The 25,294-nt window shown below is 64.6% G+C and carries 24 protein-coding genes; 6 read left to right on the top strand and 18 right to left on the bottom strand.

Translation table 11 applies throughout. The features are described 5' to 3' along the window. Positions 1-41: 41 nt before the first annotated feature. A complete protein-coding gene (locus tag F6X42_RS10375) occupies positions 42-1,502 on the bottom strand; it encodes a M20 family metallopeptidase (protein ID WP_187634123.1) in 1,461 nt (486 codons plus the stop codon). Between the two features lie 168 nt (positions 1,503-1,670). Between F6X42_RS10375 and F6X42_RS10370 the strand changes: the two genes are divergently transcribed. Beyond that, positions 1,671-1,982, top strand: a complete 312-nt coding sequence (locus F6X42_RS10370) for a superinfection immunity protein (protein WP_187634122.1) — start codon at positions 1,671-1,673, stop codon at positions 1,980-1,982. A 78-nt stretch (positions 1,983-2,060) separates the two neighbouring features. Here the strand turns inward: F6X42_RS10370 and F6X42_RS10365 are convergent, their stop codons facing one another. From F6X42_RS10365 to F6X42_RS10350, 4 genes are all read right to left on the bottom strand, one after another. Then, the gene (locus F6X42_RS10365; protein WP_187634270.1) at positions 2,061-2,330 is read right to left on the bottom strand and encodes a YodC family protein; all 270 of its coding nucleotides are present in this window, start codon (positions 2,328-2,330) and stop codon (positions 2,061-2,063) included. A gap of 457 nt (positions 2,331-2,787) precedes the next feature. Next, a complete protein-coding gene (locus tag F6X42_RS10360; RefSeq protein WP_187634121.1) occupies positions 2,788-4,332 on the bottom strand; it encodes an MFS transporter in 1,545 nt (514 codons plus the stop codon). A 45-nt stretch (positions 4,333-4,377) separates the two neighbouring features. Next, entirely contained in the window at positions 4,378-5,007 is a 630-nt protein-coding gene (locus F6X42_RS10355) for a TetR/AcrR family transcriptional regulator (RefSeq protein WP_187634120.1), read from the bottom strand. Positions 5,008-5,200: 193 nt separating this feature from the next. Beyond that, positions 5,201-5,626: an OsmC family protein gene (locus tag F6X42_RS10350; protein ID WP_187634119.1), complete on the bottom strand. Its 426-nt coding sequence runs from the start codon at positions 5,624-5,626 to the stop codon at positions 5,201-5,203. A gap of 321 nt (positions 5,627-5,947) precedes the next feature. Between F6X42_RS10350 and F6X42_RS10345 the strand changes: the two genes are divergently transcribed. Next, positions 5,948-6,256 carry a DUF4148 domain-containing protein gene (locus F6X42_RS10345; RefSeq protein ID WP_187634118.1) on the top strand — a complete coding sequence of 103 codons (309 nt, stop codon included), beginning with the start codon at positions 5,948-5,950 and terminating at the stop codon, positions 6,254-6,256. A gap of 126 nt (positions 6,257-6,382) precedes the next feature. Here the strand turns inward: F6X42_RS10345 and F6X42_RS10340 are convergent, their stop codons facing one another. From F6X42_RS10340 to gltA, 6 genes are all read right to left on the bottom strand, one after another. Beyond that, positions 6,383-6,937: a carboxymuconolactone decarboxylase family protein gene (locus F6X42_RS10340; protein WP_187634117.1), complete on the bottom strand. Its 555-nt coding sequence runs from the start codon at positions 6,935-6,937 to the stop codon at positions 6,383-6,385. Positions 6,938-6,969: 32 nt separating this feature from the next. Further along, positions 6,970-8,298: an aspartate aminotransferase family protein gene (locus tag F6X42_RS10335; protein WP_187634116.1), complete on the bottom strand. Its 1,329-nt coding sequence runs from the start codon at positions 8,296-8,298 to the stop codon at positions 6,970-6,972. A gap of 208 nt (positions 8,299-8,506) precedes the next feature. Continuing rightward, the gene (locus F6X42_RS10330; RefSeq protein WP_187634269.1) at positions 8,507-9,361 is read right to left on the bottom strand and encodes a MurR/RpiR family transcriptional regulator; all 855 of its coding nucleotides are present in this window, start codon (positions 9,359-9,361) and stop codon (positions 8,507-8,509) included. Between the two features lie 109 nt (positions 9,362-9,470). Further along, positions 9,471-10,157: a lysozyme inhibitor LprI family protein gene (locus F6X42_RS10325; RefSeq protein ID WP_187634115.1), complete on the bottom strand. Its 687-nt coding sequence runs from the start codon at positions 10,155-10,157 to the stop codon at positions 9,471-9,473. Positions 10,158-10,273: 116 nt separating this feature from the next. Then, entirely contained in the window at positions 10,274-12,553 is a 2,280-nt protein-coding gene (locus F6X42_RS10320) for an amylo-alpha-1,6-glucosidase (RefSeq protein ID WP_187634268.1), read from the bottom strand. Between the two features lie 298 nt (positions 12,554-12,851). Next, positions 12,852-14,150, bottom strand: coding sequence for a citrate synthase (gltA, locus tag F6X42_RS10315; protein ID WP_187634114.1), 1,299 nt, complete (start codon positions 14,148-14,150; stop codon positions 12,852-12,854). Positions 14,151-14,559: 409 nt separating this feature from the next. Here gltA and F6X42_RS10310 point away from each other — a divergent pair, with 409 nt between their 5' ends. After that, positions 14,560-14,961, top strand: a complete 402-nt coding sequence (locus tag F6X42_RS10310) for a hypothetical protein (protein WP_187634113.1) — start codon at positions 14,560-14,562, stop codon at positions 14,959-14,961. Between the two features lie 30 nt (positions 14,962-14,991). Here F6X42_RS10310 and F6X42_RS10305 read toward each other — a convergent pair whose 3' ends face one another. The 3 genes from F6X42_RS10305 to F6X42_RS10295 all read right to left on the bottom strand — a co-directional run bounded on the left by F6X42_RS10305 (position 14,992) and on the right by F6X42_RS10295 (position 17,852). Then, the gene (locus F6X42_RS10305) at positions 14,992-15,852 is read right to left on the bottom strand and encodes an alpha/beta fold hydrolase (RefSeq protein WP_376776344.1); all 861 of its coding nucleotides are present in this window, start codon (positions 15,850-15,852) and stop codon (positions 14,992-14,994) included. A gap of 77 nt (positions 15,853-15,929) precedes the next feature. Then, positions 15,930-16,982, bottom strand: coding sequence for a rod shape-determining protein (locus F6X42_RS10300; RefSeq protein WP_187634111.1), 1,053 nt, complete (start codon positions 16,980-16,982; stop codon positions 15,930-15,932). A gap of 183 nt (positions 16,983-17,165) precedes the next feature. Next, positions 17,166-17,852 (bottom strand): alpha/beta hydrolase, encoded by a 687-nt coding sequence (locus F6X42_RS10295; RefSeq protein ID WP_187634110.1) that lies wholly within the window; start codon positions 17,850-17,852, stop codon positions 17,166-17,168. Positions 17,853-18,138: 286 nt separating this feature from the next. Between F6X42_RS10295 and F6X42_RS10290 the strand changes: the two genes are divergently transcribed. From F6X42_RS10290 to F6X42_RS10280, 3 genes are all read left to right on the top strand, one after another. Beyond that, positions 18,139-19,740 carry a DHA2 family efflux MFS transporter permease subunit gene (locus F6X42_RS10290; protein ID WP_187634109.1) on the top strand — a complete coding sequence of 534 codons (1,602 nt, stop codon included), beginning with the start codon at positions 18,139-18,141 and terminating at the stop codon, positions 19,738-19,740. Between the two features lie 229 nt (positions 19,741-19,969). After that, positions 19,970-20,797, top strand: coding sequence for a PadR family transcriptional regulator (locus F6X42_RS10285; RefSeq protein ID WP_187634267.1), 828 nt, complete (start codon positions 19,970-19,972; stop codon positions 20,795-20,797). Positions 20,798-20,861: 64 nt separating this feature from the next. Further along, the gene (locus F6X42_RS10280) at positions 20,862-21,698 is read left to right on the top strand and encodes a siderophore-interacting protein (RefSeq protein WP_187634108.1); all 837 of its coding nucleotides are present in this window, start codon (positions 20,862-20,864) and stop codon (positions 21,696-21,698) included. A 67-nt stretch (positions 21,699-21,765) separates the two neighbouring features. On the opposite strand, the gene F6X42_RS10275 is transcribed toward F6X42_RS10280, so the two are convergent. The 4 genes from F6X42_RS10275 to F6X42_RS10260 all read right to left on the bottom strand — a co-directional run bounded on the left by F6X42_RS10275 (position 21,766) and on the right by F6X42_RS10260 (position 25,239). Next, positions 21,766-22,860, bottom strand: coding sequence for an AI-2E family transporter (locus F6X42_RS10275; protein ID WP_187634107.1), 1,095 nt, complete (start codon positions 22,858-22,860; stop codon positions 21,766-21,768). Between the two features lie 239 nt (positions 22,861-23,099). Then, positions 23,100-23,282: a CsbD family protein gene (locus F6X42_RS10270; RefSeq protein ID WP_187634106.1), complete on the bottom strand. Its 183-nt coding sequence runs from the start codon at positions 23,280-23,282 to the stop codon at positions 23,100-23,102. Positions 23,283-23,455: 173 nt separating this feature from the next. Continuing rightward, the gene (locus F6X42_RS10265) at positions 23,456-24,733 is read right to left on the bottom strand and encodes a hypothetical protein (RefSeq protein WP_222945540.1); all 1,278 of its coding nucleotides are present in this window, start codon (positions 24,731-24,733) and stop codon (positions 23,456-23,458) included. Continuing rightward, complete coding sequence (locus F6X42_RS10260; protein ID WP_246530036.1) at positions 24,733-25,239, bottom strand: hypothetical protein; 507 nt, start codon at positions 25,237-25,239, stop codon at positions 24,733-24,735. The genes F6X42_RS10265 and F6X42_RS10260 overlap by 1 nt, the downstream gene beginning before the upstream one ends. Positions 25,240-25,294: the final 55 nt, after the last annotated feature.

Here is a 25,294-nt window from a genome sequence, read left to right as displayed (position 1 = left end):
GGTGTGGTTCGAACGGAGGAAATCAACCGGCGGGACGAAGCTCAAGGCGCCGCGGCGATCACCTCGGCAACCGCGGCCGTCAGCTTCTTGCCGTACGGCACGTGCAGGAACTCGTTCGGCCCATGCGCGTTCGACTTCGGCCCGAGCACGCCGCACACCATGAACTGCGACTTCGGGAAGCCCGCCTTGAGCACGTTCATCAACGGGATCGTGCCGCCAAGCCCCATGTAGGCGGCGTCGGCGCCGAAGTGCCGACGCGATGCGTCGTTGAGCGCGGTGGCCAGCCAAGGCGCGACCTCCGGCGCGCTCCAGCCGCTCGCCCCGCCCGCATCCGGCTTGAACGTGACCTTCGCGTTGTACGGCGGATCGAATTCGAGCAGCGCCTTCAGTTCGGCGACCGCCTTGTCCGCTTCGATGGTCGGCGGCAGACGCAGCGACAGCTTGAACGCCGTGCGCGGACGCAGCACATTGCCGGCGTCGGCGAGCGCGGGCAAGCCAGCCGCGCCCGTCACCGACAGCGACGGACGCCACGTCGAATTGAGCAGCGCCTCGCGCGGATCGGTCGTAGTGGGCAACACCTGGCGGCCGTCCTGGCCGCACGCCCACGGCATTTTCTTCCAGACGTCATCGCCGAGGATTTTTGCGGCGGCCTCCGCTTCGCGCAGACGATCGGCCGGCACCGGGCAGTGGAAGCCCTTCGGCAGCAGCGAGCCGTTCGCGGAGTCTTCCAGACGGTCGAACAGCTGCCGCATGATGCGGAAGCTCGACGGTACGATGCCGCCGTAGACGCCCGAGTGAATCCCTTCGTCGAGCACCTGCACTTCGAGATCGCCGCCGACGAGCCCGCGCAGCGACGTGGTCAGCCACAGCTGATCGTAATTGCCCGCGCCCGAGTCCAGACACACGACGAGCCCGACGTTACCGAGCCGCTCGCGCAGCGCGTCGACGTAGGGCAATAGATCGTAGCTGCCCGACTCCTCGCAGGTTTCGATCAGCCCGACGCAGCGCGGACGCTCGACCCCCTGCGCATCGAGCGCGGCAAGCGCCGTCAGGCTCGCGTAGATCGCGTAGCCGTCGTCCGCGCCGCCGCGCCCGTAGAGCTTGCCGTCTTCGAACTTCGGCGTCCACGGACCGAGGTCGTGGCGCCAGCCGTCGAACTCGGGCTGCTTGTCGAGATGGCCGTACAGCACGATGGTTTCGTCGCTGCCCGAGCGCGTCGCGGCCGTCTCGAAGAAGATCACCGGCGTGCGGCCCGGCAGGCGGACCACCTCGAGCTTCAGGCCGCGCACCGGTTGCTGCTCGGCCCAGTGCGCGGCGTCGGTGATCACGCGCTCCAGATAACCGTGCTTTGCCCAGTCCGGATCGAACGCCGGACTCTTGGCCGGCACCGCGATGTAGTCCGTCAGCGCGGGCACGATCTCGTCGTCCCACTTGCGCTCGACGAATTCTCGTAGCGTCTCAGGGTTGAGTTGAGCCTGGCGGGTCGTATCGTCTGTGATCATGATCGGGTCCGTGAGGTGCTGTTCGGTCGAAATGATCATCATAGTCCCGATGCGTGCAGCGCTGAACCCCTTGCGGCGATGGGATGCGCAGCGGGAATGCACAAGGAGGCGGCGCAAAGCGGCCATTCGCGCGACAATTCCCACATGCATCACGCATCAGGAGTTTTTATGGGTGGCAACGTGGCCGTTCAGGCCATCGCCGCGGCGTTCGCGCTGGCGCTGTATTTTCTGCCGGCGATCATCGCGGACCGACGCAAGCGTCGCGACGTGCTGACGCTCGCGCTGTTCAACGCCTGCCTTGGCTGGACCGTGCTCGGCTGGGTGCTCGCGCTGTATTGGGCGCTGCAGCCCAATCCGGCTGACAGCCTCGCGAGCGACGTGATGGCGACACGCAAGCTGTCGAGCATGCGCGCGTTTTCATCGGCGCTGATGCTGCGCGTGCGGCGACGCGAGGCCGACCGCAACCGACCCAAGCGCTGAAACGATTCGGGCGACTCGATCGATACGAGCGATAAGCCGACAACAATAAACGGGATGATTGACGTGAAGGTCTGTCACTCAGGCAGCGCGCCCGATGCGACTCCACTGTACCGAGCCCGCCGGAATGGAGCGCGGTTCCGCACGCACGGCTTGCGGTGCAAACATTTCCTGGCGCAGTTCGCCGTGTTCGTCGAACCACTCGCAAATCAGCCAGTCGCCGGGGTCCAGCGCTACCGGACCAGCGTACGTGACGGTCATGCGCGGGCCCCCTTCCTTTAGTTTGACGACGTCGCCCGCGTTGAAGGCGGCGGATGTGCTCTGGAATGCGTCAATGGTAGCGGTCAGCATATTCAGTCCCCCTATCTTGAGCGTTATTAAGTCATTGAGCCTGGGTTTATCGACTTCGCCCTGTTGAATCAGCACTCTAAAAGTTAAGACAGATTAACAATCGAATTTAAGCGCCGCAAGTGCTTTTTATTGATACCGTTTTCAGTCGGACGTGCCTCCATGCCTGATGGCTAAAGTTCCCGACCTTTCCACCTATGTGCGCTACCGCACATACGCAACACTTACTGCTGGCCGTTTGCAGGCCGGTAGGAAATGCGCTGGGGTTTCGTCTGATTAGAAAACGTGACGCAACGAAGCACAAGGGTTATTCCGAAGGAGCCGGTTTATCCTAAATCAGAATTACCTGTGAACGAGTAGATCGCCGGTAAATGCCGGATAGTTCGTTATACCGCTCCGTTCAAATCGAACGATTTTTTCAGTGAACCAACAAATGAAAACGATTACCAACGAATTAATTTCAAACTGCGAGCGCGACTGAGTGCCGCGCGCGTCGTTGATGACGCACCAGCAGCACGCTCAGGCCGATACACACGAACATCAGCACGGCATTGATCGCGAGGCTCAGCTGGAACGCGTGCGCATAAGACGCAGGTGCCGCGCTACCGTCGAGCGCTCCGAAGAATGCGCCGCTGATCGCCGCGGTGCCGAACGCGGAGCCGATCTGCAACGTCGAGGACACCACACCCGATGCAAGCCCGGCCTTCTCGGGCACCGCCTCCTGCAGCACGATGCGCATGATCGATGGCAACAGCAGCCCATGTCCGACACCCGCGCAAACCAGCCCGCCGTAGAACAGCAAATCTGGCGTTGCGGATCGGGTCGCCGACCAGCCGGTCACGGCGAAGCCTAGCGTCATCATCGAGAAGCCGAGCGTCAGCACGTGGGCGCCGATGCGCTTGATCACGGCCGGTGAGCTCAGCGGCCCGATCACGAAGCCGAGCGCGAACGGCATGATCGCGATGCCCGACGCGAGCGGCGTCCAGTGCAGGCCGGTTTGCAGGAAGATGCCGTAGGTCAGGAAGAATGCGCTATTGCAGTAGAACAGGAACGCAAGCACGAGACCGAGCGCGAACGCGCGATTGCGAAACAGTTGCAGATCGACGAGAGGATGGCCGCCGCCGCGCTCGACGCGCCGCTCGGTCGCGACGAACAGCGCGAACACCGGCACCGCGAGCGCGAACATCGCGAACGTCCACGCCGGCCAACCGGCTTCGCGGCCGTGCGTCATCGGATAGATGACGAGCAACAGCAGCGCGGACAATAACGCGACGCCCTTCAGATCGACGCCCGTATGCGTGGCCGGCTGGTTCTCCGGCACGAACTTCCATGTGCCGATGAACGCCGCGATGCCGATCGGGATGTTGATCAGGAAGATCACGCGCCAGTCGAGCCCGAACGGGCGATACGTGATCAGCGCGCCGCCGCCGAGTTGCCCGACGATCGACGACAGCCCGAACACGAAGCCATACAGGCTCATCACGCGCGTCTGCTGATGCAACGGCACGACCGCGCGAATCGTCGCGAGCACCTGCGGCGCCATCACCGCGGCCGCGATGCCTTGCATGATGCGCGAGATCACGAGCACGTGGCCGCTCGTCGCGAAGCCGCACAGCGCCGACGCGATCACGAAAGCCGCCATGCCCGTCATGAACATGCGACGGCGGCCGAACAGATCGCCGAGCCGGCCGCCCGTGATCAGCAGCACCGCGTAGGCGGACGCATAAGCCGACACGACGAGCTGCAGTTGCGCGTCGCTCGCGTTGAGGCCGGTGCGAATCGACGGCAACGCGAGATTGACGATGAAGTAATCGAGCGGCGCGAGAAAGGCGCCAACGAATAGCACGGCGAGCGCGAGCGCCTGGCGCGGCGACGCCGCCTGGGCGGCGACAGCCATGCCTGCCATCGCCGGGCCGGGACCGGGCACGACCCCGGCTGCGCTCGCCGCGCGGCTGGCGGATCCACCGAATGCCGCCTGAGCGGACTTGATCGCTTGCGTTTTCATGACCGATCGTTCAAAAATTAACTAAAAAAAATGCGCCGTCAGGCGCTACACCAGCGCGCGCATCGCGACATCGACGATACCGGTCAGCGCATCCTCCTGATGCGCGACCCGCCCCAGGACCCGCAAGCCCTGCATCACGCACAGCAGGAAATCGCCAGCGGCTTTTTCGTCGAGCGTCGAATCGAATGCGCCGCTCGCCTGACCGCGAATCACCGCCGCCGCGAGCAGCGTCGCCATGCGACGCTGAATCGCGGCGACGCGCGCGCGCAGCACTTCGTCATCGTGCTGCATTTCCAGCGTCGTATTGGTGATGAAGCAGCTGCGCTGGCCGCTCAGCGCGCAGGCGACTCGTGCGTAATGCAGTAGGGCGTCGCGCAGCGCCTGCTCGGGGTCGGCGGACGCGCTCAATCGCTGCGCAAGCCGCGCGACCGCGCCTTCCGAGTAGTGATCCAGTGCGGCAAGCATGATGCCGTGCTTGTCGCCGAATACACCGTACAGGCTGCCGCGCAGCAGACCGGTGGCCTTGCATAGGTCGTCGATCGACGTCGCGTGATAGCCGTGGTCCCAGAATACTTGGCTCGCGCTCGCCAGCACGGCGTCCGTGTCGAACTCGCGCGGACGGCCGCGTTGACATGTTTCGCCGGGTTTTTTCGCGGCTTGCTTTGAATGACTCACTTGCGATGACCTTGTTACTTCGTTGGTGTCAGTTCGTCCATATTATGACTGGTCATTCAATAATACAAGAATGGCTCCCCATAGCCCTATGTGCGTTAGGGTCATGCGTGCATTCGACAACCGTCATGAAAAAGCCGGCGGTGGGCAGAGCCCTGCGCCGGCCTGGTTGCGCGATGACCGTGACTGCGGAGGTTCAGGTTTCGAGCTTCGCATCCATCGTAATCGTCGCATTCAGCACCTTCGACACCGGGCAACCCGCCTTCGCGTCCGCGGTAGCCTTGTCGAACGCGGCCTTGTCACCGCCCGGAATTTTCACGGTCACGTCGAGATGCACCGCGGTGATCGCGAAGCCGCCGCCGTCCTTGTCGAGCGTGACGGTGGCCGTGGTGCCGATCCGCTCCGGCGTGATGTTGGCCTTGCCTAGTTCCGCCGACAACGCCATTGAGAAACACCCCGCATGCGCAGCCGCGATCAGCTCTTCCGGATTCGTGCCGACGCCGTCCGCGAAGCGCGTCGAGAACGAGTATTGGGTGTCCTTCAGGACGCCGCTGTCGGTGGAAATCGAGCCCTTGCCGTTCTGCAGGCCGCCTTGCCAGACTGCCGATGCCTTGCGCTTCATTGCGCTCTCCTGTTTGTGCCTGGCCGCGCACTCTGCTCGACCGAACATGATGCCCGCCGCGGCGGTCCGCCCGGATGTGTCCGCGCGCGGGCATCGGTCGCTGGTGTCGCGCGGCGTTCAGGCGCGGGCGGGGACCGGATTTCATCATAGGCGCTTCCGGGTGCCGGCGCGAAAAAGCGCCCTTCCTCGTTATCTCAAAATTGGCAATAATATTTCTCCGGAATGCCGCTTTTTTGCGAGCCTCGTAAGAAATAGACTGCGTTCAACCAGTCGGGAAACGGGTTTACACCGATCCAGTCACTAAACAAACCGGAGGTCATCATGAAATCGCTTCTTTCCGCAGTCGTCGTCGCATCCGCTCTTATCGTTCCGGCAGTGTCGTTCGCCCAGCAGGCAAACGGGCCGGTTACGCGCGCTCAGGTGCGCGCCGACCTGGTCGCCGCGCAAAAAGCAGGCCTCCTGAACCAGAACGACACCACGTATCCGAAGGCCGTGCCCCAGGACTCGACGATCGTCACCGCATCGGCGCAAGGTTCGCAGGATCTCGGCGGCGCGAAGGCCAGTTCGTCGGACGCGGGCGCACCCGCGACGGTGCAGCAACGCCTGTTCTCGACGTATCGCGGTAACTGAGCGTGGTAACTGAGCGCGCTAGCAGTTAATGCAGTACGCAGTAAAAAGCCCCGGTTGCGAAGTTCGGCAACCGGGGCTTTTCATTAGCGCGTAGCGCGGCTGCGCAGCCGCGCGTTTGTCAGCATGCTATTCGGGAAACGGCAAACTTTGCTGTTCCAATGCACGCATGTCGAACACGTTCAGCGTCATCGCGACCAGCGCGTAGTAGCCGAGCAGGCCGACCAGGTTGATCATAACCTGATGGCCGAAACGCTCGACCGCCTGCGCGTACGTCGCGTCCGACACCCGCTTCGTCTCGTATAGCTCGCTCGTGAAGTCGTAGATCAACGCGTCGTCGGCCTCGGCGAAATCAGGGCGGCGCCCCTGGCGGATCGTCTCGGCATCCGCTTCGCCGATGCCCGCCTGCAGCGCGATCGGATAGTGGATGTGCCACTCCGCCTGCGCCTGCCAGCGCGAAGCGGTCACCAGAATCGCGAGTTCCGACAGCCGCAGCGGCAGGCCGGTCTGGTAGCGGCAAAACGCGCCGAGGCGCTGCGCGTGCTGCGCGAGTTCCGGGCTGTGAATCCAGCCAAGGAACGGCCCGTTCAGGTTGCCACGCGGGCCAGACAGGATTTCGTCGAGCACTGCCTTCTGTTCGGGCGTGGCGGCGGACATGTCGAAGTGAGGCAAGCGCTCGGTCATCATCGTTCTCGTAAAGGGCGGTCGGTCGAATGTCACAGGGCGGCGAGCGACGCGCCGATCGCATCGCTCAGGCGGCTGACGATCTCGTCGATGTCGCGCGCCGTGCAGATGAACGGCGGCGCGAGCAGCACATGGTCGCCGCGCTTGCCGTCGACGGTGCCGCCCATCGGATACACCATCAGGCCGCGCGCGAACGCTTCGCGTTTGATCGCCGCGTGCAGTTTCAGTTGGGCGTCGAACGGCTCTTTGCTAGCGCGATCCTTCACCAGCTCGACGCCGACGAACAGCCCTCGCCCGCGCACGTCGCCGATATGCGGATGCTGCGCATAGTGCTCGCGCAACCGGCCGCGCAATTGCTCGCCGCGCGCCTGCACATTCGCCAGCAGCCCGTCTTCCGCGATCACGCGCTGCACCTCGAGCGCCGCCGCGCACGCGGTCGCATGGCCGATGTAGGTATGGCCATGCTGGAAGAAGCCCGAGCCGCCGACGATCGTCTGATAGATGCGCTCGCTGACCAGCGTCGCGCCAATCGGCTGATAACCCGCGCCAAGGCCTTTGGCGATGGTCAGCATATCGGGTGCCACGCCGTCCTCTTCACACGCGAACAGATAGCCGGTCCGGCCCATGCCCGACATGATCTCATCGAGAATCAGCAGGACCCCGTAGCGATCGCAGACCGCGCGAATCTTGCGAAAGTATTCGCGCACCGGCGGCACCGCGCCCGCCGTGGCGCCGACCACCGTTTCCGCAACGAACGCCGCGACCGTATCCGCACCGAGTTCGAGAATCTTCTGTTCGAGTTCATCGGCGAGACGCTGCGCGAATGCTTCTTCGGTTTCGTCGGCGCGCTGCTCGCGATACGCGTAGCACGGGCTCACGTGATGCGCTTCGATCAGGACCGGCAGAAACGGTTCGCGGCGCCATGCATTGCCGCCGATCGCCAGCGCGCCGAGCGTGTTGCCGTGATAGCTCTGCCGACGCGCGATGAAATGACGCCGCTGCGTCTCGCCCTTCTCGACGAAGTACTGGCGCGCGAGCTTCAGTGCCGCCTCGATCGCCTCCGAGCCACCCGACACGAAGTACACGTGTTCGAGTCCGGCCGGCGCGCTCGCGACGAGCCGGTCGGCCAGTTGCTCGGCCGGCTCCGTCGTGAAGAACGACGTGTGCGCGTACGGCAGTTGTTGCGCTTGCCGCTTGATCGCGTCGATCACGCGCTGGTTGCTGTGGCCGAGGCACGACACGGCGGCGCCGCCCGACGCGTCGATATAGCGCTTGCCCATGGAGTCGATGATTTCAATGCCGTCGCCCGCGACGGCCACCGGCAACGAGTGCTTCGGAGAACGATGGAAAACGGTGGACATGGTGTTCAGTTCCTGGTGATGGCGGCACGCTCCGAAGCGCGGACCGGATCGGGCGGCGCACACGGGATGAATGTGTCGAACGTCTGCAACGACGCCACGGCTCGCACCCATATTCAACAATCGGTACGTGTTTATACGTCAATACAACATTTGTTGTCAAATGATGTCGAACCGCACCGGATCGAGCGCGGCGCGCTTGCGCCAACGCTCAAGGCACGTACGCGCCCTTCGCATGCAGCGATTGCTCGGCGAGCGCGAGTCGCTCGAGCGCGTCCGCGCCTTCGAGCGCGAGCAGATGCGCGACCAGTGCCTCGGCGATCGCGGTGGCGGCCACCAGCGAGGGAAAGAACGATGGGCTTTCGTGCGAGAAGATCAGCACCTTGTCGGCGTTCAGCGCGATCGGCGACACCGCGCTGTCGGTGATTGCGATCAGCTTGCTGCCTTTTTCGAGCGCGGCCTCGGCGACGCGCGCGGCTTCGATCGAATACGGCGCAAAGCTGATGACGACGGTCGCGCTGTCGCGCTCGATCGTGCGCAGCTGCATTTCGAGCGTGCCGGCCTCGCCGTTGAGCAGCGACACCGAAGAACGAAACAGCCGGTAGCCATAGACGAGGCCGAACGCCACCGGGAAGCACGATCGGAAGCCCGCCACGTGCACGTGCGGCGCGCGCCGCAACACCCGCGCCGCCTCGACGATCACACGGCCGTTATGCGCGGCGGTCGTTTCTAGATTGTGCTGCTGCGCGACGAGCAGATTGTTGGCGAGCGCATCTTTCGATTTGACCATCGAGCGCGCCCGGCTCGTCAACGGCTCGGGCCGCGTGCGCACCCGCGCGACGAACAGATCGCGCAATTCGTTCCAGCCGGGAAAACCCAATTGCTGCGACAGCCGCACCAGCGACGCGGGCTGCACCTGCGCGCGCTCGGCCACTTTGCGCATCGACGACACCGCGACCTCGTCGGGGTGATCGAGCAGGAAGCCCGCTCCCATCTGGAACTGCGGGCTCAGTTCGGGAAAGCGCGCCCGGATCAGGGCGACGAGCTGGTCGAAGCTGTCTGGCATGTCGAGGTCGGGCGGCGCCGGGGTGGGAAATGACAACAAATGTTACCACCGGGTGGTCGCGTTGCAACGCAGCGAATGTGCGCGACGGCTCAGTTTTCGAACACGCTGTTTATCGCACGTCCTTGCCTTGCATCTTTTTTGCGGTCGCTCTGCCGCGGTTGCGAAGCGCGAAGAACGCACCGGCTCCGATCGCGACGAGCAGGCCTACGATCAGGCCGCCACTCGTGCCCGCCATGCCACGGGATTCGCGCTCGCCCGGAGCCGCCGACGCAGCCACGGGCGCAGACGCCTCCGGCGCAACCGGCTGCGGAAGCGCAACGCCTGCGGCGCTGCCTTGGCGTACCAGAGAAGCCTCCGATGTCGGCGAGGCCTGAAAGGCCTGCGACGCTTCAGGTGCGGATGCAACAGGAGGCGCGTCCGGATGGGGACCGACCGGCGCCATCGCCGTTTCCGAAGCCGGGAGGACAGGCGCGGCCGCCTGAGGAACCGTGTCGACAGACCGGGCCATCGTCTTCCACTGCGCAAACACGCCATCCACGCAGTGCACGTCGACACAGGCGTTTCGCGCTTGCCGCCACTGGACTAGCTGTGCAGCCGAAAGTTTGCCGCTGCGCAGCAGAGCCTGTTGCTGCGCGAAGATATCGTCGTACTCGTTGTTCAGGATCGCGTGATCGCAAATGACGCGCTCAGCGGGTTGCTGCGTGCTTGCACACTGAATGTCGTTCGCCCATACCGCGGTTGAACCCAACGCCGCCGTGGATAGCAGCCATACCCCAAGTCGTCGTGCTGAATGCACCCGTCCTCCCAGATGTGAGGGTAAAAGTCCCGGCACCACCATCAAGCCGCCTGACTCGTCACCGGATGTATCGACTGTGCCGGCAAGCAGATAACGTGCCGCCAACGCGCGCAGCGTCAAAGCAACGCCACCACCCTCACATCGCCCTGCTCCGCCGACGCCACCACCTTGTCGCCAATCCGGCGGAACGTAATCGACACCGACGCATCCCCGACCCGCAGATCGCTAACCTCCAGCCAGTCGATACCTTCGGGCAGCATCGGCTGTTCGATCAGCACCTCGCGGCGCTCGGCATCGATCGTGATGCCTAGACATGCCTCGAGCATCATGAACGGCGAGCCCGCCGCCCATGCCTGTGGCAAGCACGCGACCGGATAGGCGGTGGGCGGCTCGCCGCGGCGTCTCGGGAAGCCGCAGAACAGTTCGGGCAAACGCATGTCGAAATTGACCGCGGCCTGAAACAGCGCCTGCAGCAGCTTCACGGCCGACGGCTTGCCGCCGTAGCGAGACAGCCCGCGCGCGCATAGCGCGTTGTCGTGCGGCCAGACCGAGCCGTTGTGATACGCCATCGGATTGAAGCGCGCCTGGCTCGCGGCCAGCGTGCGCACGCCCCAGCCGGTATGAAACAGCGTCGAGTCGAGCGCCCGCACCACCGCTTCGCCGCGCTCGCGCGTGGGTAGACCGAACGCCAGCAGATGCCCCGCATTCGATGCCATCACGCGGCACAGCTCACCATGACCGTCGAGCGCGATGCCGTAAAAGCCGACCTCGTCCATCCAGTACTTGTCCTCGACGCAGCGGCGGATCTTCTTCGCCCGCTCCGCGTATTGCGCGGCCTCGTCGCGCAGGCCGCGCAGCTTCGCGTAGTGAGCCATCGTGTCGAAGGCGGCGCTCGCATAGGCCTGCACTTCGACGAGCGCGATCGGCCCGTCGGGGAAGCGCCCGTCCGCATGGAACACCGAATCGTGACTGTCCTTCCAGCCCTGATTCGCCAGGCCGCCATCGGATTCGCGCTGATAATCGAGCAGCCCATGACGGTTCTTGTCGCATACGCCCGCGACCCATTGCGCCGCGCGTTCGAGCGCCGGCCACAATTCGTCGATCATCGCGAGGTCGCCGGTGCGCGCCGCGTAGGCGCCAGCCAGCACGATGAAAAGCGGCGTGGTGTCGACGCCGCCGTAGTACAGCGCGAACGGCACTTCGCCGGCCGCGGCCATTTCGCCCTTGCGCATCTCGTGCATGATCTTGCCCGGCGCGGCGTCGCGAAACGGCGAATTCTCGCGCGCCTGGTGCTCAGCGAGAAAGCGCAGCACACCGGCCGCGAGATGCGGCTGCACCCACAGCGTCTGCAGCGACGTGATCACCGCGTCGCGGCCGAACGGGGTCGAAAACCACGGGATGCCCGCATACGGGTACGGGCCGGTGGCGAGATCCGTCGTCAGCAGGCCGAGGTCGGCGAACGAGCGATCGATCCACGCGTTGAACAGCGGGTTGCTGGAACGCACGCGCGCGCTCACGCGGCGTCGCTCGCGCATCACCAGATGCGCGTCGACCAATGCTGCGCGTACCGCCGCGCGGCCGACACGCGGCCGCTCGGCGTCGATCTGCGACATGTGCGCTTCGCTCAGCGCATGCACCGGCTGCGACACGCCGGCGCCGGGCTTGCCAGTCATCGGCACGACGTGCACCGCCACCGACAGATAGATCGACACGCAGGCCTGCGCGGGCAGCGTGACGGTGTAGTCGGCGCGGTCGGCGAACAGCTTGTCCGGCTGCGGCGAGAACGCGATCTGCACGTTGCGCGCCACGTCGTCGAGACCGACATAGCCGAGCAGCACCTCCTGATTCTCGATCCGCGCGGGCTGGATGCGCCCCTGTTTGTCGCGCTTCAGGCCGCGCACTTCGAACATGTCGCGGAAATCGCTGGAAAACGAAATGGATAGCGGCACGGTCGCATCGCTGGTGCCGTAGTTCGTGAGTTCGATCGCCTCGTTGAGCACGGTACCCGACAGCACGCGCACGCGTTCGACGTGGATCACGCCTTCGGGCGTGCTGCTGCCGCCGAGCGGCGGCAGCGGGCGGTTGGTCAGGTGCGCGGTGAAAGTGGTGTTGTCGCTGCTGACGCTGCCCGACAGCAGCGACGGCGCGCGGCCGCCGAAGGTCAGGCGCAGTTGCGACATCACACGGGTGTCGTTGACGAACAGGCCATCGTCGTGGCCGGTGATGTCGCCGAGCGGATCGTTGACGATGAAGGTGTCGCCCGACTTGAGCACGTGCTGCGTGGCGCTCGCGACGTTGAGGTTTTCCGTCGGGATGAAGACGCCGTCCTGCTCGGCGTCGCGATGATCGACACCGCCCGAGTGGGTCAGCCCGCCGAGGGCTTCTGGCTGCTGTATCAAGGTCGCTCGCTCCTATGGATTCGCTGCTGTGTTCAGTTGCACTTCGGGTCTCGCCTGGGATTTGCCGCCGGGTGGCGCGGCACCCGGATGCCCGGCGCATCCGATTGTAGAGGCTCTGTGCGCGTGAGACGAACTTATCGCATCGGAGTTTCGACTTTTTCTGCCGTTTTTTACGGCGTTTTCGGTGGCACGGGACATGCAGGCAGCATGGCGCGGGACGCAAAAAACCCACGGCCTCGTGAGCCGTGGGTCGGGGCGCTCGAATCAATGCGTTATCGGGCGTCTATCCGGCCTGTTACCGCTTCGCGATCGGCTTCGCTTCACGCAGCGTATCGCCGATGAACAGCTGACGCGGACGACCAATCTTCTGTTCGGGATCGGCGATCATTTCGTTCCACTGCGCAATCCAGCCGACCGTACGTGCCATCGCGAAGATACACGTGAACATCGACGTCGGGATGCCCAGCGCGCGCTGCACGATACCCGAGTAGAAGTCGACGTTCGGGTACAGCTTGCGCGACACGAAGTATTCGTCTTCGAGCGCGATCTTTTCGAGTTCCATTGCCAGCTTGAACAGCGGGTCGTCGTGCAGACCCAGCTCCTCGAGCACTTCGTAGCAGGTTTCGCGCATCAGCTTCGCGCGCGGGTCGTAGTTCTTGTACACTCGGTGGCCGAAGCCCATCAGCTTCACGCCCGAGTTCTTGTCCTTCACCTGCTTGATGAACTCAGGAATGTTGTCGACGGAGCCGATTTCTTCCAGCATGTTCAGCGCGGCTTCGTTCGCACCGCCGTGCGCCGGGCCCCACAGACACGCGATACCCGCCGCGATACACGCGAACGGATTGGCCCCCGACGAACCGGCGAGACGCACGGTCGACGTCGACGCGTTCTGCTCGTGATCCGCGTGCAGGATCAGGATGCGGTCGAGCGCGCGCACCAGCACGTCGTTGACCACGTACTCTTCGCACGGGTTCGAGAACATCATGCGCATGAAGTTCGCGCTGTACGACAGATCGTTCTTCGGATACACGAACGGCTGGCCGACGCTGTACTTGTAGGCCATCGCGACCAGCGTGGGCAGCTTCGCGATCATGCGGATCGCCGATACGTCGCGATGCTGCTGGTTCGTGATGTCGAGCGAGTCGTGATAGAAGGCCGACAGCGCGCCGACCGCGGCAACCAGAATCGCCATCGGGTGCGCGTCGCGACGGAAGCCGCGGAAGAAGAAATGCATCTGCTCGTGCACCATCGTGTGCTGCGTGACGGTGTTCACGAACTCGGCTTTCTGCTGCGCGTTGGGCAGTTCGCCCTTCAGCAACAGATAGCAGGTTTCGAGGAAGTCGGCGTTCTGCGCGAGGTTGTCGATTGGATAGCCGCGGTATAGCAGCTCGCCCTTGTCGCCGTCGATATACGTGATTTCGGAGTTGCACGCCGCCGTCGACATGAAGCCCGGGTCGTACGTGAATTTGCCGGTCTGACCGTACAGCTTGCGGATGTCGATGACGTCGGGGCCCAGCGAGCCCTGATAGATCGGCAGATCGATGGTCTGGTCGCTGTCTGAGAAGCTCAGCGTTGCGTGTGACTTCGAATTCATCTACGTCTTCCTTTTGCTTGATACCGCACACTTGCCGGCATGCCTCGCGGCCGTACTGCGAGGCGCGACAACGGCGCTCTCGAAGAAGTACGGGCATGCTCAGGCTCCGCTGCGCATTCTACGGGGCGACGTGTCGTTGATTGCGTCGATTGATGGCAACAATCCATGTCGGTGTGCGCAACATTCGTTGTCGGCTCGCGGCGCTTGCTCCCCTTCAGCGTTACGCATGCGTGCATCGAACCCGATGAAAGTTGCATGAAAGTCAGAACACCGGCTGCAACAATGTTTTGCTGCCGGCACACTGCGCCCGTTTGGATCCATCTGCGATACTGAGTCCGTGCATTGATGCTTGCGGCCCGCGATTCGAAGCGGGCTTTTTTGATCACACAGAAAAGCAGGAACGACACAAATGAATGCCTCTCTCGAAACGCTGTTTCCGGATCACGTCCATACCGAAGACCATTCCGTCACCGCGCTCAATCATCAGGATATCGTCGTCGCGTTGTCGGCGGCGCTGAAGGCGCAGGACGTCGCGGTGCTGCACATGCTGTATCCGCGCACCGACGCGCGCACGCATCGCAGCCTCGACACGCTGGTCGACGTGCTGCATGGACACGGCCTGCATGAGGTCGCGGATCTGATCGCGCAGGAAGCTCACTATCTGCTGTTCAAGGAACCGGTGAGGGCGTGGAAGGCGTTCCACGAAATTCGCAACGACTCGCTCGCGATCGGCGTGCATCTGTACTATCACGGGCTCGTCGGCGAGGCGGCCGAACTCGCGCTCGACAAGGACGCTCATCGCAAGGCCTGACGCGGTCAACGGGCGATCCGCTTCACTGCTTTAGCGCGCGCTGATCGCCTGAATGAATTCATCGACGTAACGATTGAACGCGGACGGATGCGCGAGGTTCATGCCGTGCGACGCACCGCGTACCGTTTCGCGACGCGCATCCGGCAACCATCCCTGCAGCGCCGTCACCGTGCGGTGGAACATGTCGGGACTCTTCTCGCCGTCGATCAGCAGCACCGGGCAGCGCAGGTCGGCCGCGTCCTCCGGCACGTACGCGGGCAGCGGATCGTGGAATTGCCGCGCGAGCGTGTGCGCGTTGTCGGTCGCCATGCGGCGAAAACCCGGCGTGCTCATCGCCCAGAAGCCGGGGCGGCTCACCGAATCGACGAACAGTTGCAAGTCCGCTTCGACCTCGCCGCTTTCGATCAGCTGCGCCGCTTTCGCGCGTAATGCGTTGACCGTCTCGGGCAGGCTCGCGGGTGGACGTCCGGCGATCCGCAGCGGGCCGCCGGGATCGGCGAGCGTCAGCGTACGCACGTGTTCGGGACGGCGTCGCGCGAAATGATAGGCGACGCAGCCGCCACGCGAATGCCCGACCACATGCGCGGGCCCGGCGCCGAAACGCGCGATGAACTCGGCCACCTCGTCCGCGTGGTCGCTCCAGCTGAACGGCAGGTTCGTCGCGCTATCGGTCACTGGCCAGTAATGCGTGAGACTTACCGCGACGCAGCGATAGCGCTTGGATAGACCAGCCAGTTGCGGCTGCCAGTAGCGGTAGTCGCACAGCGAGCCGTGCACGAACAGCAGCAACTCACCTTCGCCGGCTTCGACGTAAGGCATGCGCAAGCCGCTGCGTAGATCGATGAAGGATGGCGATGACGACAGCGACGAAGCGGGAACGGATTGATTCACGGGTGATAGACGGACAGCGCGGCATCGGCGCGCGAATGCTCAGGTGCGTGCTGGATCAGCGCTGGCACGCGCACCGCTCACGCGCCCCCAACCTCGTCCACCCAGCCCGCAGCGGCCGCCGCGCCCGCGCCTCGCACCGCGCAGGTCAGCGGTTCGTCGGCGACGTACACGTCGAGGCCGATTTCCTCGCTCAAACGCCGCCCAAGATTGCTGAGCAGCGCACCGCCACCGGTCAGCACGATGCCGTTGTGCGCGATGTCCGTCACGAGTTCGGCGGGCGCCATTTCGAGCCCGCGCTTGACCGCGCCGATCACCTGACGCAGCGGCCCTTCGATCGCCTCGGCGATATCGCGATTGCTCAGTTGCACCGTGCGCGGCAGGCCGTCGTCGACGCTGCGGCCGGTCGCGTTCATCTGCTCGAGCGGCACGTCGTGCACGGCCGAGCCGATGTTTCTCTTCACATGCTCGGCGGTCTGCTCACCGAGCAGCACGCCGTACAGATTGCGCACGTAGCTGACGATCGCCGCGTCGAAATTGTCGCCGCCGACGCGCACCGAGCCGCTATACACGGTGCCGCCCAGCGCGAGCACGCCGACCTCGGTGGTGCCGCCGCCGATGTCCACCACCATCGAGCCGGTCGCGTCGCGCACCGGCAGGCCCGCGCCGAGCGCGGATGCGAGCGATTCGCCGATCAGGCTGACCTTCCACGCGCCGGCCGCCTCGGCCGCTTCGCGGATCGCGCGGCGCTCGACATGGGTCGCCGAGCCCGGCACGCACAGCGTGAATGCCGCGCGCCGGCTGAACAGCGAGCGCGGCCGCGCCATGTCGACGAATTGCTTGATCATGTGTTCGGCGGCGGAGAAATTGGCGATGACGCCGTGGCGCATCGGCCGCACCGCTTCGAGATTGAGCGGCACGCGGCCGAGCAGCTGGCGCGCCTCGGCGCCGATCGCGGCGATGCGTTTCGCGCCGCTCGCGGGCTGCTTCTCGAAGCACACGACGGATGGCTGGTTCAGCACGATGCCGCCGTCGTCGGTATAGATAAGCGTGTTGGCCGTGCCGAGATCCACCGCCACGGAATGGCGGAACAGTCGCTCGAAGAGCGGGTAATGCGGCGTCGGTCTGGCCATAGGCTCTGATGTGTCGTTATCCGCCGTCTGGGCGGTCTGGAAATGCGCCCCCGGTGCCCCGAAGCCGCGCGACACGCCCGGCGGGGCGTTGCGCTTCCCGCGCGGCGGGGTGATTTTCAAGCTATTGCCCATATGACGGCAAGCCCATCAGAATCTTTAGGCCGACTTTCTATTGAGGTTGTGTCAACCGCGCGACAGCGCGCCCAAGGCGCGTTCCAGCGCGGTACGGCCGAGCGCGATGCCGTCGGCAGTGATGGTGTGGCCGACGCCGGGCAGCACGTAGGCGTCGACCGGATAGCCGGCCTCGTGGAGGGCGTCGGCCGCGAATTCGAGTTCGCGCACCGGGATCACCTGGTCGTCCTCGCCGTGGACCAGCGTGAGCGGCGTCGCGCGGTTCGACGACACGATCGGCGAGGCGAGCCGCCCCGAATACGCCACGACGCCGGCCGCGCCCTCCGCGCTCGACGCGACGTGATGCAGCGCCATCATCGAGCCTTGCGAGAAGCCGACGAGCGCAAGCCGGTCGAAAGACAACTGCCAATGCGCGAGTTCGGCATCGAGCACGCGGCGCAGCGCCTGATAGGCGGTGGCGACGCGCGCCTCGCGGTTCGCCTCGTTGACATCGCGCAGGCTGAACCACTGGCGGCCGCCGAAGCCGCCGTCGAACGGATCGGTGCCATCGAGCGACACGAACGCCGTGCCGGGCAGGTCCTCGCTCCAGACGTCGGCGAGCGGCATCAGATCGCGTGCGTTGCTGCCGACGCCGTGCATCAGCACGACGAGGCTCGTGGCGCGCGGGTCGTTCGACGTACGCTGCGATGCGTTTTGCGGCGCACGCCGCCAGCCGTGTTCGAATTGCTGCCAGCTCATGGTGGTGTCCTTTTTTCCGTAGTTTCGTGTTTCCGGCCCGGGCGACTCAGCCTTAGCCGCGAGCATACGCCGCGTGCCGCGTTCGCGTCGGCGGAAGCGGCATGTGCTGCGGCTGTGACCGACGCCGGCCGGCGATTGCAGGTATGCTTTTGCGCATCGAGGGCCCGCCGCAGGGGCGCGTTGTGCGCGGCACCCCGCGCTTACCATGCATTGCGAATCGCGCGTCCTCGCCGTTCGTCCCCACACCGTCCGCGCTGTCCGCTGCAACACATCCGGAGAACACCGTTTGAGCCAGCCTAACGCCGCGCCTGATTCCGCGTCGCCGCCGCCTCAGCCTCCCGCGCCACCCTCGCCGCCCGCGCCTCTCGAAGGCGGCCGACTGGTTCTCGCGACGTTCGCGGTCGCGCTCGCCACGTTCATGAACGTGCTCGACACGTCGATTGCGAACGTCGCGATTCCGACCATTTCCGGCAACCTCGGCGTGTCGGTCGACGAAGGCACGTGGGTCATCACCGTGTTCGCGGCGGCCAACGCCGTGGCGATTCCGCTGACCGGCTGGCTGACGCAGCGCATCGGTCAGGTCAAGCTGTTCGTCGGCGCGATTCTCGGTTTCGTGCTCGCCTCGTGGCTGTGCGGCATCGCGCCGACGCTGCCTATCCTGCTGCTCGCGCGGGTTTTCCAGGGCGCGGTGGCCGGCCCGCTGATTCCGCTGTCGCAAGCGATCCTGCTCGGCTCGTATCCGAAAGAGAAATCGTCGACCGCGCTCGCGCTGTGGGCGATGACCGCCACCGTCGGCCCGATCGCCGGCCCGCTGCTGGGCGGCTGGATCACGGATAGTTACAGCTGGTCCTGGATCTTCTACATCAACATTCCGGTCGGCGTGTTCGCGGCCAGCGTCACGTGGATGATCTACCGCACCCGTGAATCGCCGACGCGCCGTCCGCCGATCGACGTGGTCGGCCTCGGTCTGCTGATCACATGGGTCGCGTCTCTGCAAATCATGCTCGACAAAGGCAAAGACCTCGACTGGTTCTCGTCGCCGGTCATCTCGATTCTCGGCCTCGTCGCGTTGATCAGCTTCGCGTTTTTCCTCGTATGGGAGCTGACCGAGGAGCATCCGATCGTCGATCTGCGGCTCTTTCAGCAGCGCAACTTCCTCGGCGGCACGATTGCGATTTCGATTGCATACGGCGTGTTTTTCGGCAACCTCGTGCTGCTGCCGCAATGGATGCAGGAGTATCTGAACTACCGCTCGGTCGATGCCGGTCTCGTCACCGCGCCGCTCGGCATCTTCGCGATCATTCTTGCGCCGGTGCTCGGCCGCGTGCTGCCGCGCTCGGACGCGCGCGTGATCTCGACGGTTGCGTTCGTCGGCTTCGCGATCGTGTTCTACATGCGCTCGAAGTACGTGATCGAGATCGACACGTGGCACCTCGTGCTGCCGACGCTGCTGCAAGGTATTCCAATGGCGCTGTTCTTCGTGCCGCTGACGGCGATCATCCTGTCCGGCCAGCCGCAGGGCCGGATTCCTGCGGCGGCGGGGCTGTCGAATTTCGTGCGGGTGTTCTGCGGCGCGGTGGGCACGTCGATCGCGGGTACCGCATGGAACAACCGCACGATACTGCATCATGCGCGGCTCACCGAGCAGGCGTCGATCGACAATCCGTTGTTCGCGCAGCAGATCGACACCACGCAGTCGGTGCTGCATCTCAATACGCAATCGGCGAATGCGCTCTTCGATTTCACCGTGAGCACGCAGGCCGCGATGATGGGCCTGAACGACGTCTTCTTTGTCTCGGCGATCATCTTCGTGCTGATCATTCCGCTGATCTGGATCACGCGGCCGGCCAAGGGCGGCGGCGGGCCGGATGCGGCGGGCGCGCATTGAAGCGGCTCAGCAGTTCCTCCAGCACCGTCCGATCACGGTGCCGCCTTGCTTTGGTCGCGCAACACGGCGCGCACCGCGTACCCCGCGTCAGTTAACGCGCGTGCCGCCGCGCCGCCCACTTGATGTCGTCTGTGTCTGTCGCTGCGTGACGCAGCGCAAAAAAGCGTTTGACAGACTATCTTAAGATATATATCTTAAGATGCATCTTACGACATTCACCGGCACCGAGATGCGTCATCCTCATCATTTTTCCAGCGCACGCGGCGAGCGCGAGCGTTGTCACGCCGGCTTCGGCCCTGCCGCCTCCGTATCGCCCGATACCCGGCACCGCTTCCTGCTCCACGTGTTGCTTCACTCGTTCGGCCGCCATCACGAGCGGCGCTTCGGCGGCCGCGGCTCACGCTTCGGCGGTCATGGCGGTCATGGCGGTCATGGCGGTCCCGGCGGCGTGGGCGGTTACGGTGGTTTCGGCGGCGCTCCGGGCGGCTTCGGCGGCGACCGAGAAGGCTTCCCGCGCGGCCGCAAATTCAGCTCCGACGATCTGCAACTGCTCTTGCTGTCGTTGATCGACACGCAGCCGAGTCACGGCTACGAGCTGATCAAGGCACTCGAAACGCGCTCCAACGGCTTCTACAGCCCGAGCCCCGGCATGGTCTACCCGGCGCTGACCTATCTCGAGGAGCTCGGCTACGTGACCGTGCAGCTCGAAGGCAATCGCAAGCGCTATCAGCTGGCGGATGCGGGCCGCGAATATCTGGCCGCGAACCGCGAGCGCGTCGAGCTGATGCTCGCGCGACTGTCGCAGATCGCACGCAAGATGGATTCGGTGCGGCGCGCGTTTGCCGGCGAAGCGCCGGCCGATGTCAGCGAAGGTGGCTGGGTGCCCGAGCTGAACGAAGCGCGCCGCACACTGAAGAACGCGCTGCTGCGCCGAGACAACGCGCCGGCCGACGAGCAGCGCCGCATCGCGGCGATCCTGATGCGCGCGGCCAACGAAATCGAAGCCGGCCACGACGACGCCGCAAAGGCCGGCAACGACAGCGAGCCCACCGCCTGACAGCGCGCGCTCGTCCACCAGACAACCCGCGCGTCCTCCCGAAACGAACCGGAGCACCACCCTGATGCAAGAACAATCCAAGCGCCCCGATCTCGCCGTGCATCGCGTGCGGCATCCGTTGAAGTTTCGTCTGCTGCAGGTCAAGCGGGTGCGCGCGCTGACGCCGCACCTGATTCGCGTGACCTTTACCGGCGACGATCTGCACGACTTCGTCTCCGCGTCGTTCGACGACCACATCAAGGTCTTTTTCCCCGAGCCCGGCGCCGACCAACCGGCGCTGCCGCAAGCCGGCCCTGACGGCCCGGTGTTCCCGGAAGGCAAGCGGCCGACCGCGCGCGATTTCACGCCGCGCCGTTTCGATCGCGACGCCCGCGAGCTCGACATCGAGTTCGCGATGCACGATGCGGGTCCGGCCGCGACGTGGGCCGCACAGGCGAAGGTGGGTCAGTATCTGGGCGTCGGCGGCCCGCGCGGCTCGCTGATGATTCCGACCGGCTTCGATTGGCATCTGCTGATCGGCGACGATACTGCGCTGCCCGCGATCGCGCGGCGTCTCGAAGAGTTGCCGGCCGGCACGCGCGTTACCGCGATGATCGAAGTCGCCGATCCGTCGGCGCGCCTCGAGTTCACGACCCAGGCCGGGCTGCACCTCGTCTGGTGCTATCGCAGCCAGGCCGACATCCACACCGGCACGCGCGGCGAAGCGCTGTTGCAAGCGGTGCGCGACACCTCGCTGCCAGAGAACGGTGAAGGCTACGTGTGGGCCGCCGGCGAAGCCGCGACGATCCGCGCGGTGCGTCAGCATCTGTGCGGCGAGCGCGGCGTCGACAGGGCGCGGATTCGCGCGGCCAGCTACTGGAAACAGGGCGCGGTCGCGGTCCACGAAACGATCGACGACTGAGCGTGCGCCCGCGTGGCGCGCGGCATGAGCGGTGCGGCGTACTTCGAACAACAACAAAAACCGCGCGCTACGCTTCGTCGTCGTTGCTGCCCGTCAGCGCGCGCCGCGCGGCTTCGCCCTGCTCGTGCGACGACGAGTAAAACACGCGCGCCCGGCCGATCACGATTTTCAGTGTCGCGATCACGGGCACCGCGAGAAAAATCCCCGCGACGCCGCCAAGCTGGTCGCCCGCGAGCAGTCCGACGATCACCAGAAACGGACTGACCTCGACGCCCTCGCTCATCAGATACGGGTTGAGCACGTAGTCCTGAAACAGCCGATACAGGCCGATAAAAATCACCAGCCACAACAGATGCGGGTAGCCGCTGAACACCGCGACCACGAGCGTGATCGCCACCGCGACAAGCGGCCCCGCGAACGGCACGAATTCGAGCAGCCCCGCGCTGACCGCGAGCAGAAACGCGTATGGCACGCGGAGCAGCGAGAACGCGACGCCGTAGCTAAACAGCGTGGCGAGCGACAAAAACAGCAGCGCGCGCACGTACTTCGACAGCAGCACATTCAGATCGTCGACGATCTCGTTCCACAGCACGCGATGCCGCTTGTTCAGCAACGCGAGAAACGCGTCGCGCATCCGTTCGCCATCCTTGATCAGCAGGAAGCTCAGGATCGGAATCAGCACCAGATAGATCAGGTTGCTCGCCGCATGGACGACACCGAGCCCGAGGCTGCGCGCCAACGGCACGGCTTTGTCGGAGCCCGTCTCGATCTGGCTGCGCACGAAATCGACGATCCGCTCGCGCAGCGGTTCGAGAAAATGCGGCAGTGGCAGACGGTTCGGCACGCCGGTGCGCAGCAGTGCGGGCAACTGCGTGACGAGACGCGTTGCCTGATCCTGCAGTTCCACGCCGAACACCGAACCGACCACCGCGATCAGCCCGACCACGACGACGAACACGAACGCGATCGACGCGACGCGCGGCACGCGGCGCGGCCTCACGCGTTCGACCAGCGCCACCATCGGGAACATCAGATAGCTGAAGAACACCGCGAACACGACGACGAGCACTGTCGTCGACGCGAAATAGATGACCAGAAACAGCAGCGCAATCAGAAACGCGGTCCAGACTTTCCTGGCCGCGCCGACGTCGAATCCCAGCATGAAGCGTCCTCGAATGGGCGATGCGGTCCGGCGCAAACAGCGCGCTGGCTGACTTTTGACCGTATCAGAAATCGATGCGACGCGTGTGTCGAGCGCCGCGCGAGCGAGGGCGCGACGTGACGGGCACCGACGACGTGCGTGGCGCTACGCACCGGTGCGTCAGCGCACGGCTTGCGTACCGGAAGTAATGCGCCCGAAACCGGGCAGATGAAGCGGGGAGTACGTGAATCCGCGGCGCGCTAACTCTTCACACGCTCTCGTACCTCTTCAGCTTGTTCGCCGATTCGCGCCTGTATCCTGCCGGCTATTTTTTCGGCCGCTCCTTCGGCCTGCTTCGCGCGATTCCCGGTGACCTTGCCGATCGCTTCCTTGACGGAGCCCTTCAGTTCCTTCGCTGTACCTTCTGCACGATTCCTGTCCATGGTGCCTTCCTGCTAGGTTTGACTGTGGAGTTGCCTGCTGGCGTTGCAACGAAACAGCCAACGCACGGCGCGCCGCGCCGGGTAATGGGCGCGGATCGCTTCGCCATATGCGATCCGCGTCGGAGTAACGTGAAAAATGCTAGCATTTCCCGTTCCCGAGTCCCAGTGCGTCGTCACCTCACCGTGACGGCGTCCTCCGCGGCATCGTTGGCGGCATCGTTGCCGTGAGCCGGGTCGGGATGATTGTCTTTCGAGCCGTGAAAGATATGCCTGAAAAGTTCCTTGTTCCTTGCCCCGTTCAACAGATTCCTCAGCGGAGCTTCGTCATCCGCCGGCTTGAACGAAAGTACTCTCTTGCGGTAGCGCTCTCTGCGCTCGTCGAGCATGTAGCTCGCCGGCAGCGGCAGCTCCCGATTTGCCCCGTCGAGATCGATGCCTTCGAAGGTCAGGAGCCCCGCATCGTGATTGATGAAGCACGCGGGCGGCTTGGTCCGCTCGATCACGTAGACGCACTGCTTCTGCAGAGTGGCGGCGTCGGGCAGCTTGCCGCGGAAGATCTTTTCCCGCAGGAACGCGCACATGTCTTCCCAGCAGTCCTCGGTCGATTTTCCCGCCGCGCACGAGCGCAGTATTTCGGCCCTCAGGATGTCCTCTGGCACCGCATAGTAAATCGGATAACCGGCCCGTAGATACAGTTGTAGTTGCAACACTTCGTAACAGCGCCCCAACGCATGGATCGACGGTACGAGCAGCGACCGCTCATCCGACTCGTCCCCTTCGGTGGGTCCGGTCGCCGTCTGGCTGCGAATCGACGGATGCTCCGGCAGCCCCGAATTGTGCGGTTCCGGCTGCCCTCCGCCCCACAGGATCAGATCGCGAAACAGGATCATTGGTAAGAACGAATGGACGATCGGATCCGTCGACGCCCTGCGCCTGGCGCGCTCGTTCACATCGGCTTGCGCCGGCAGCGTGGGATGCCACTTGCGCGACGAGCGCACGATGTCGCCGATCGCCTTCGCCACGCAGATGCCGTTCGGCAGTCCGCCGCCCTCCTCGTCGGCCCAGGTCTGCACGAGATCCCACGGCTCGCCGATCGGCACGCCGAGGAAGTAAAGGCCGAGCGATACCGCGGTTAGCAACTCGACATAGAACTGATTCGCCTGATAAGGCGCGGCTGGAATGCCCTGCATCAACTGCGGGTCGGCGAGCAGTTTCTTGCCCGATCCGACCTTGCACAGCGCGCCGGCGCAGTCCTTGAGCCTGTCGACGAGACCGCGCACGTCGCGATCGGCAAGCGGCGAGCGCCCGCCGACCAGATGGTGCCTGACCATCAGCGAGATCGGGGTCGTGAAATTCGACCCGTCGGTGTTTTTCGTCGGCACCACGATGGACATCACCAGCGCGCTGATGATCTCCAGGTCGGCCAGCATCGCATCGATGGAAGTGCTCATCACTCGACCTCCGCTGCAATCTCTTCGATCGACGGATCGTACTGGCCGTCGACCACGCCTTTCGAGCGGGAGATGATGTCGGGAGCCGATTCGCCCTGCTCTTGCGCGATTCGCTTCTTCTCTTCGGATTTACGCTCCGCGACAGTCCGCGCCCGCTCTTCTTCCGCACGGCAAATGTGCACATAGAACACGACGAACGTAAAGGCCGTGACCAGCAGCGCAAGCGCCCAGCTCTCGCCCATGCTGGCGGTGCGATCGACGTCGCTGACCTCCTCCATCACCGCGACGAGCTTCTGAACGCACTCGATGCCTGGCACAAGGCAATGCGCATCCGGCACGCGATGCGAAAAGGTCAGCCACCAGTAGGCACCGCTGCCCACCAGAACCACCATTGCGCCGAGCGTGGTGAGGATCAGCTTTTGTGGATGCGGGCCCTGTTCGACGCGGGAATCGGACTCATCGCCGGAAGTTCTGGAGCGGCGATTCTCATCTGACGGCTTTTCCATACGCATTGCCTCCTGATCGATCAAGAGCACTGGAATGCGCGAAACGGTGACGTGA

The organism is Paraburkholderia podalyriae, assembly GCF_014397785.1.
GTDB classification, from domain to species: Bacteria; Pseudomonadota; Gammaproteobacteria; order Burkholderiales; family Burkholderiaceae; genus Paraburkholderia; species Paraburkholderia podalyriae.
This window is presented reverse-complemented; position numbering and strand designations above follow the sequence as displayed.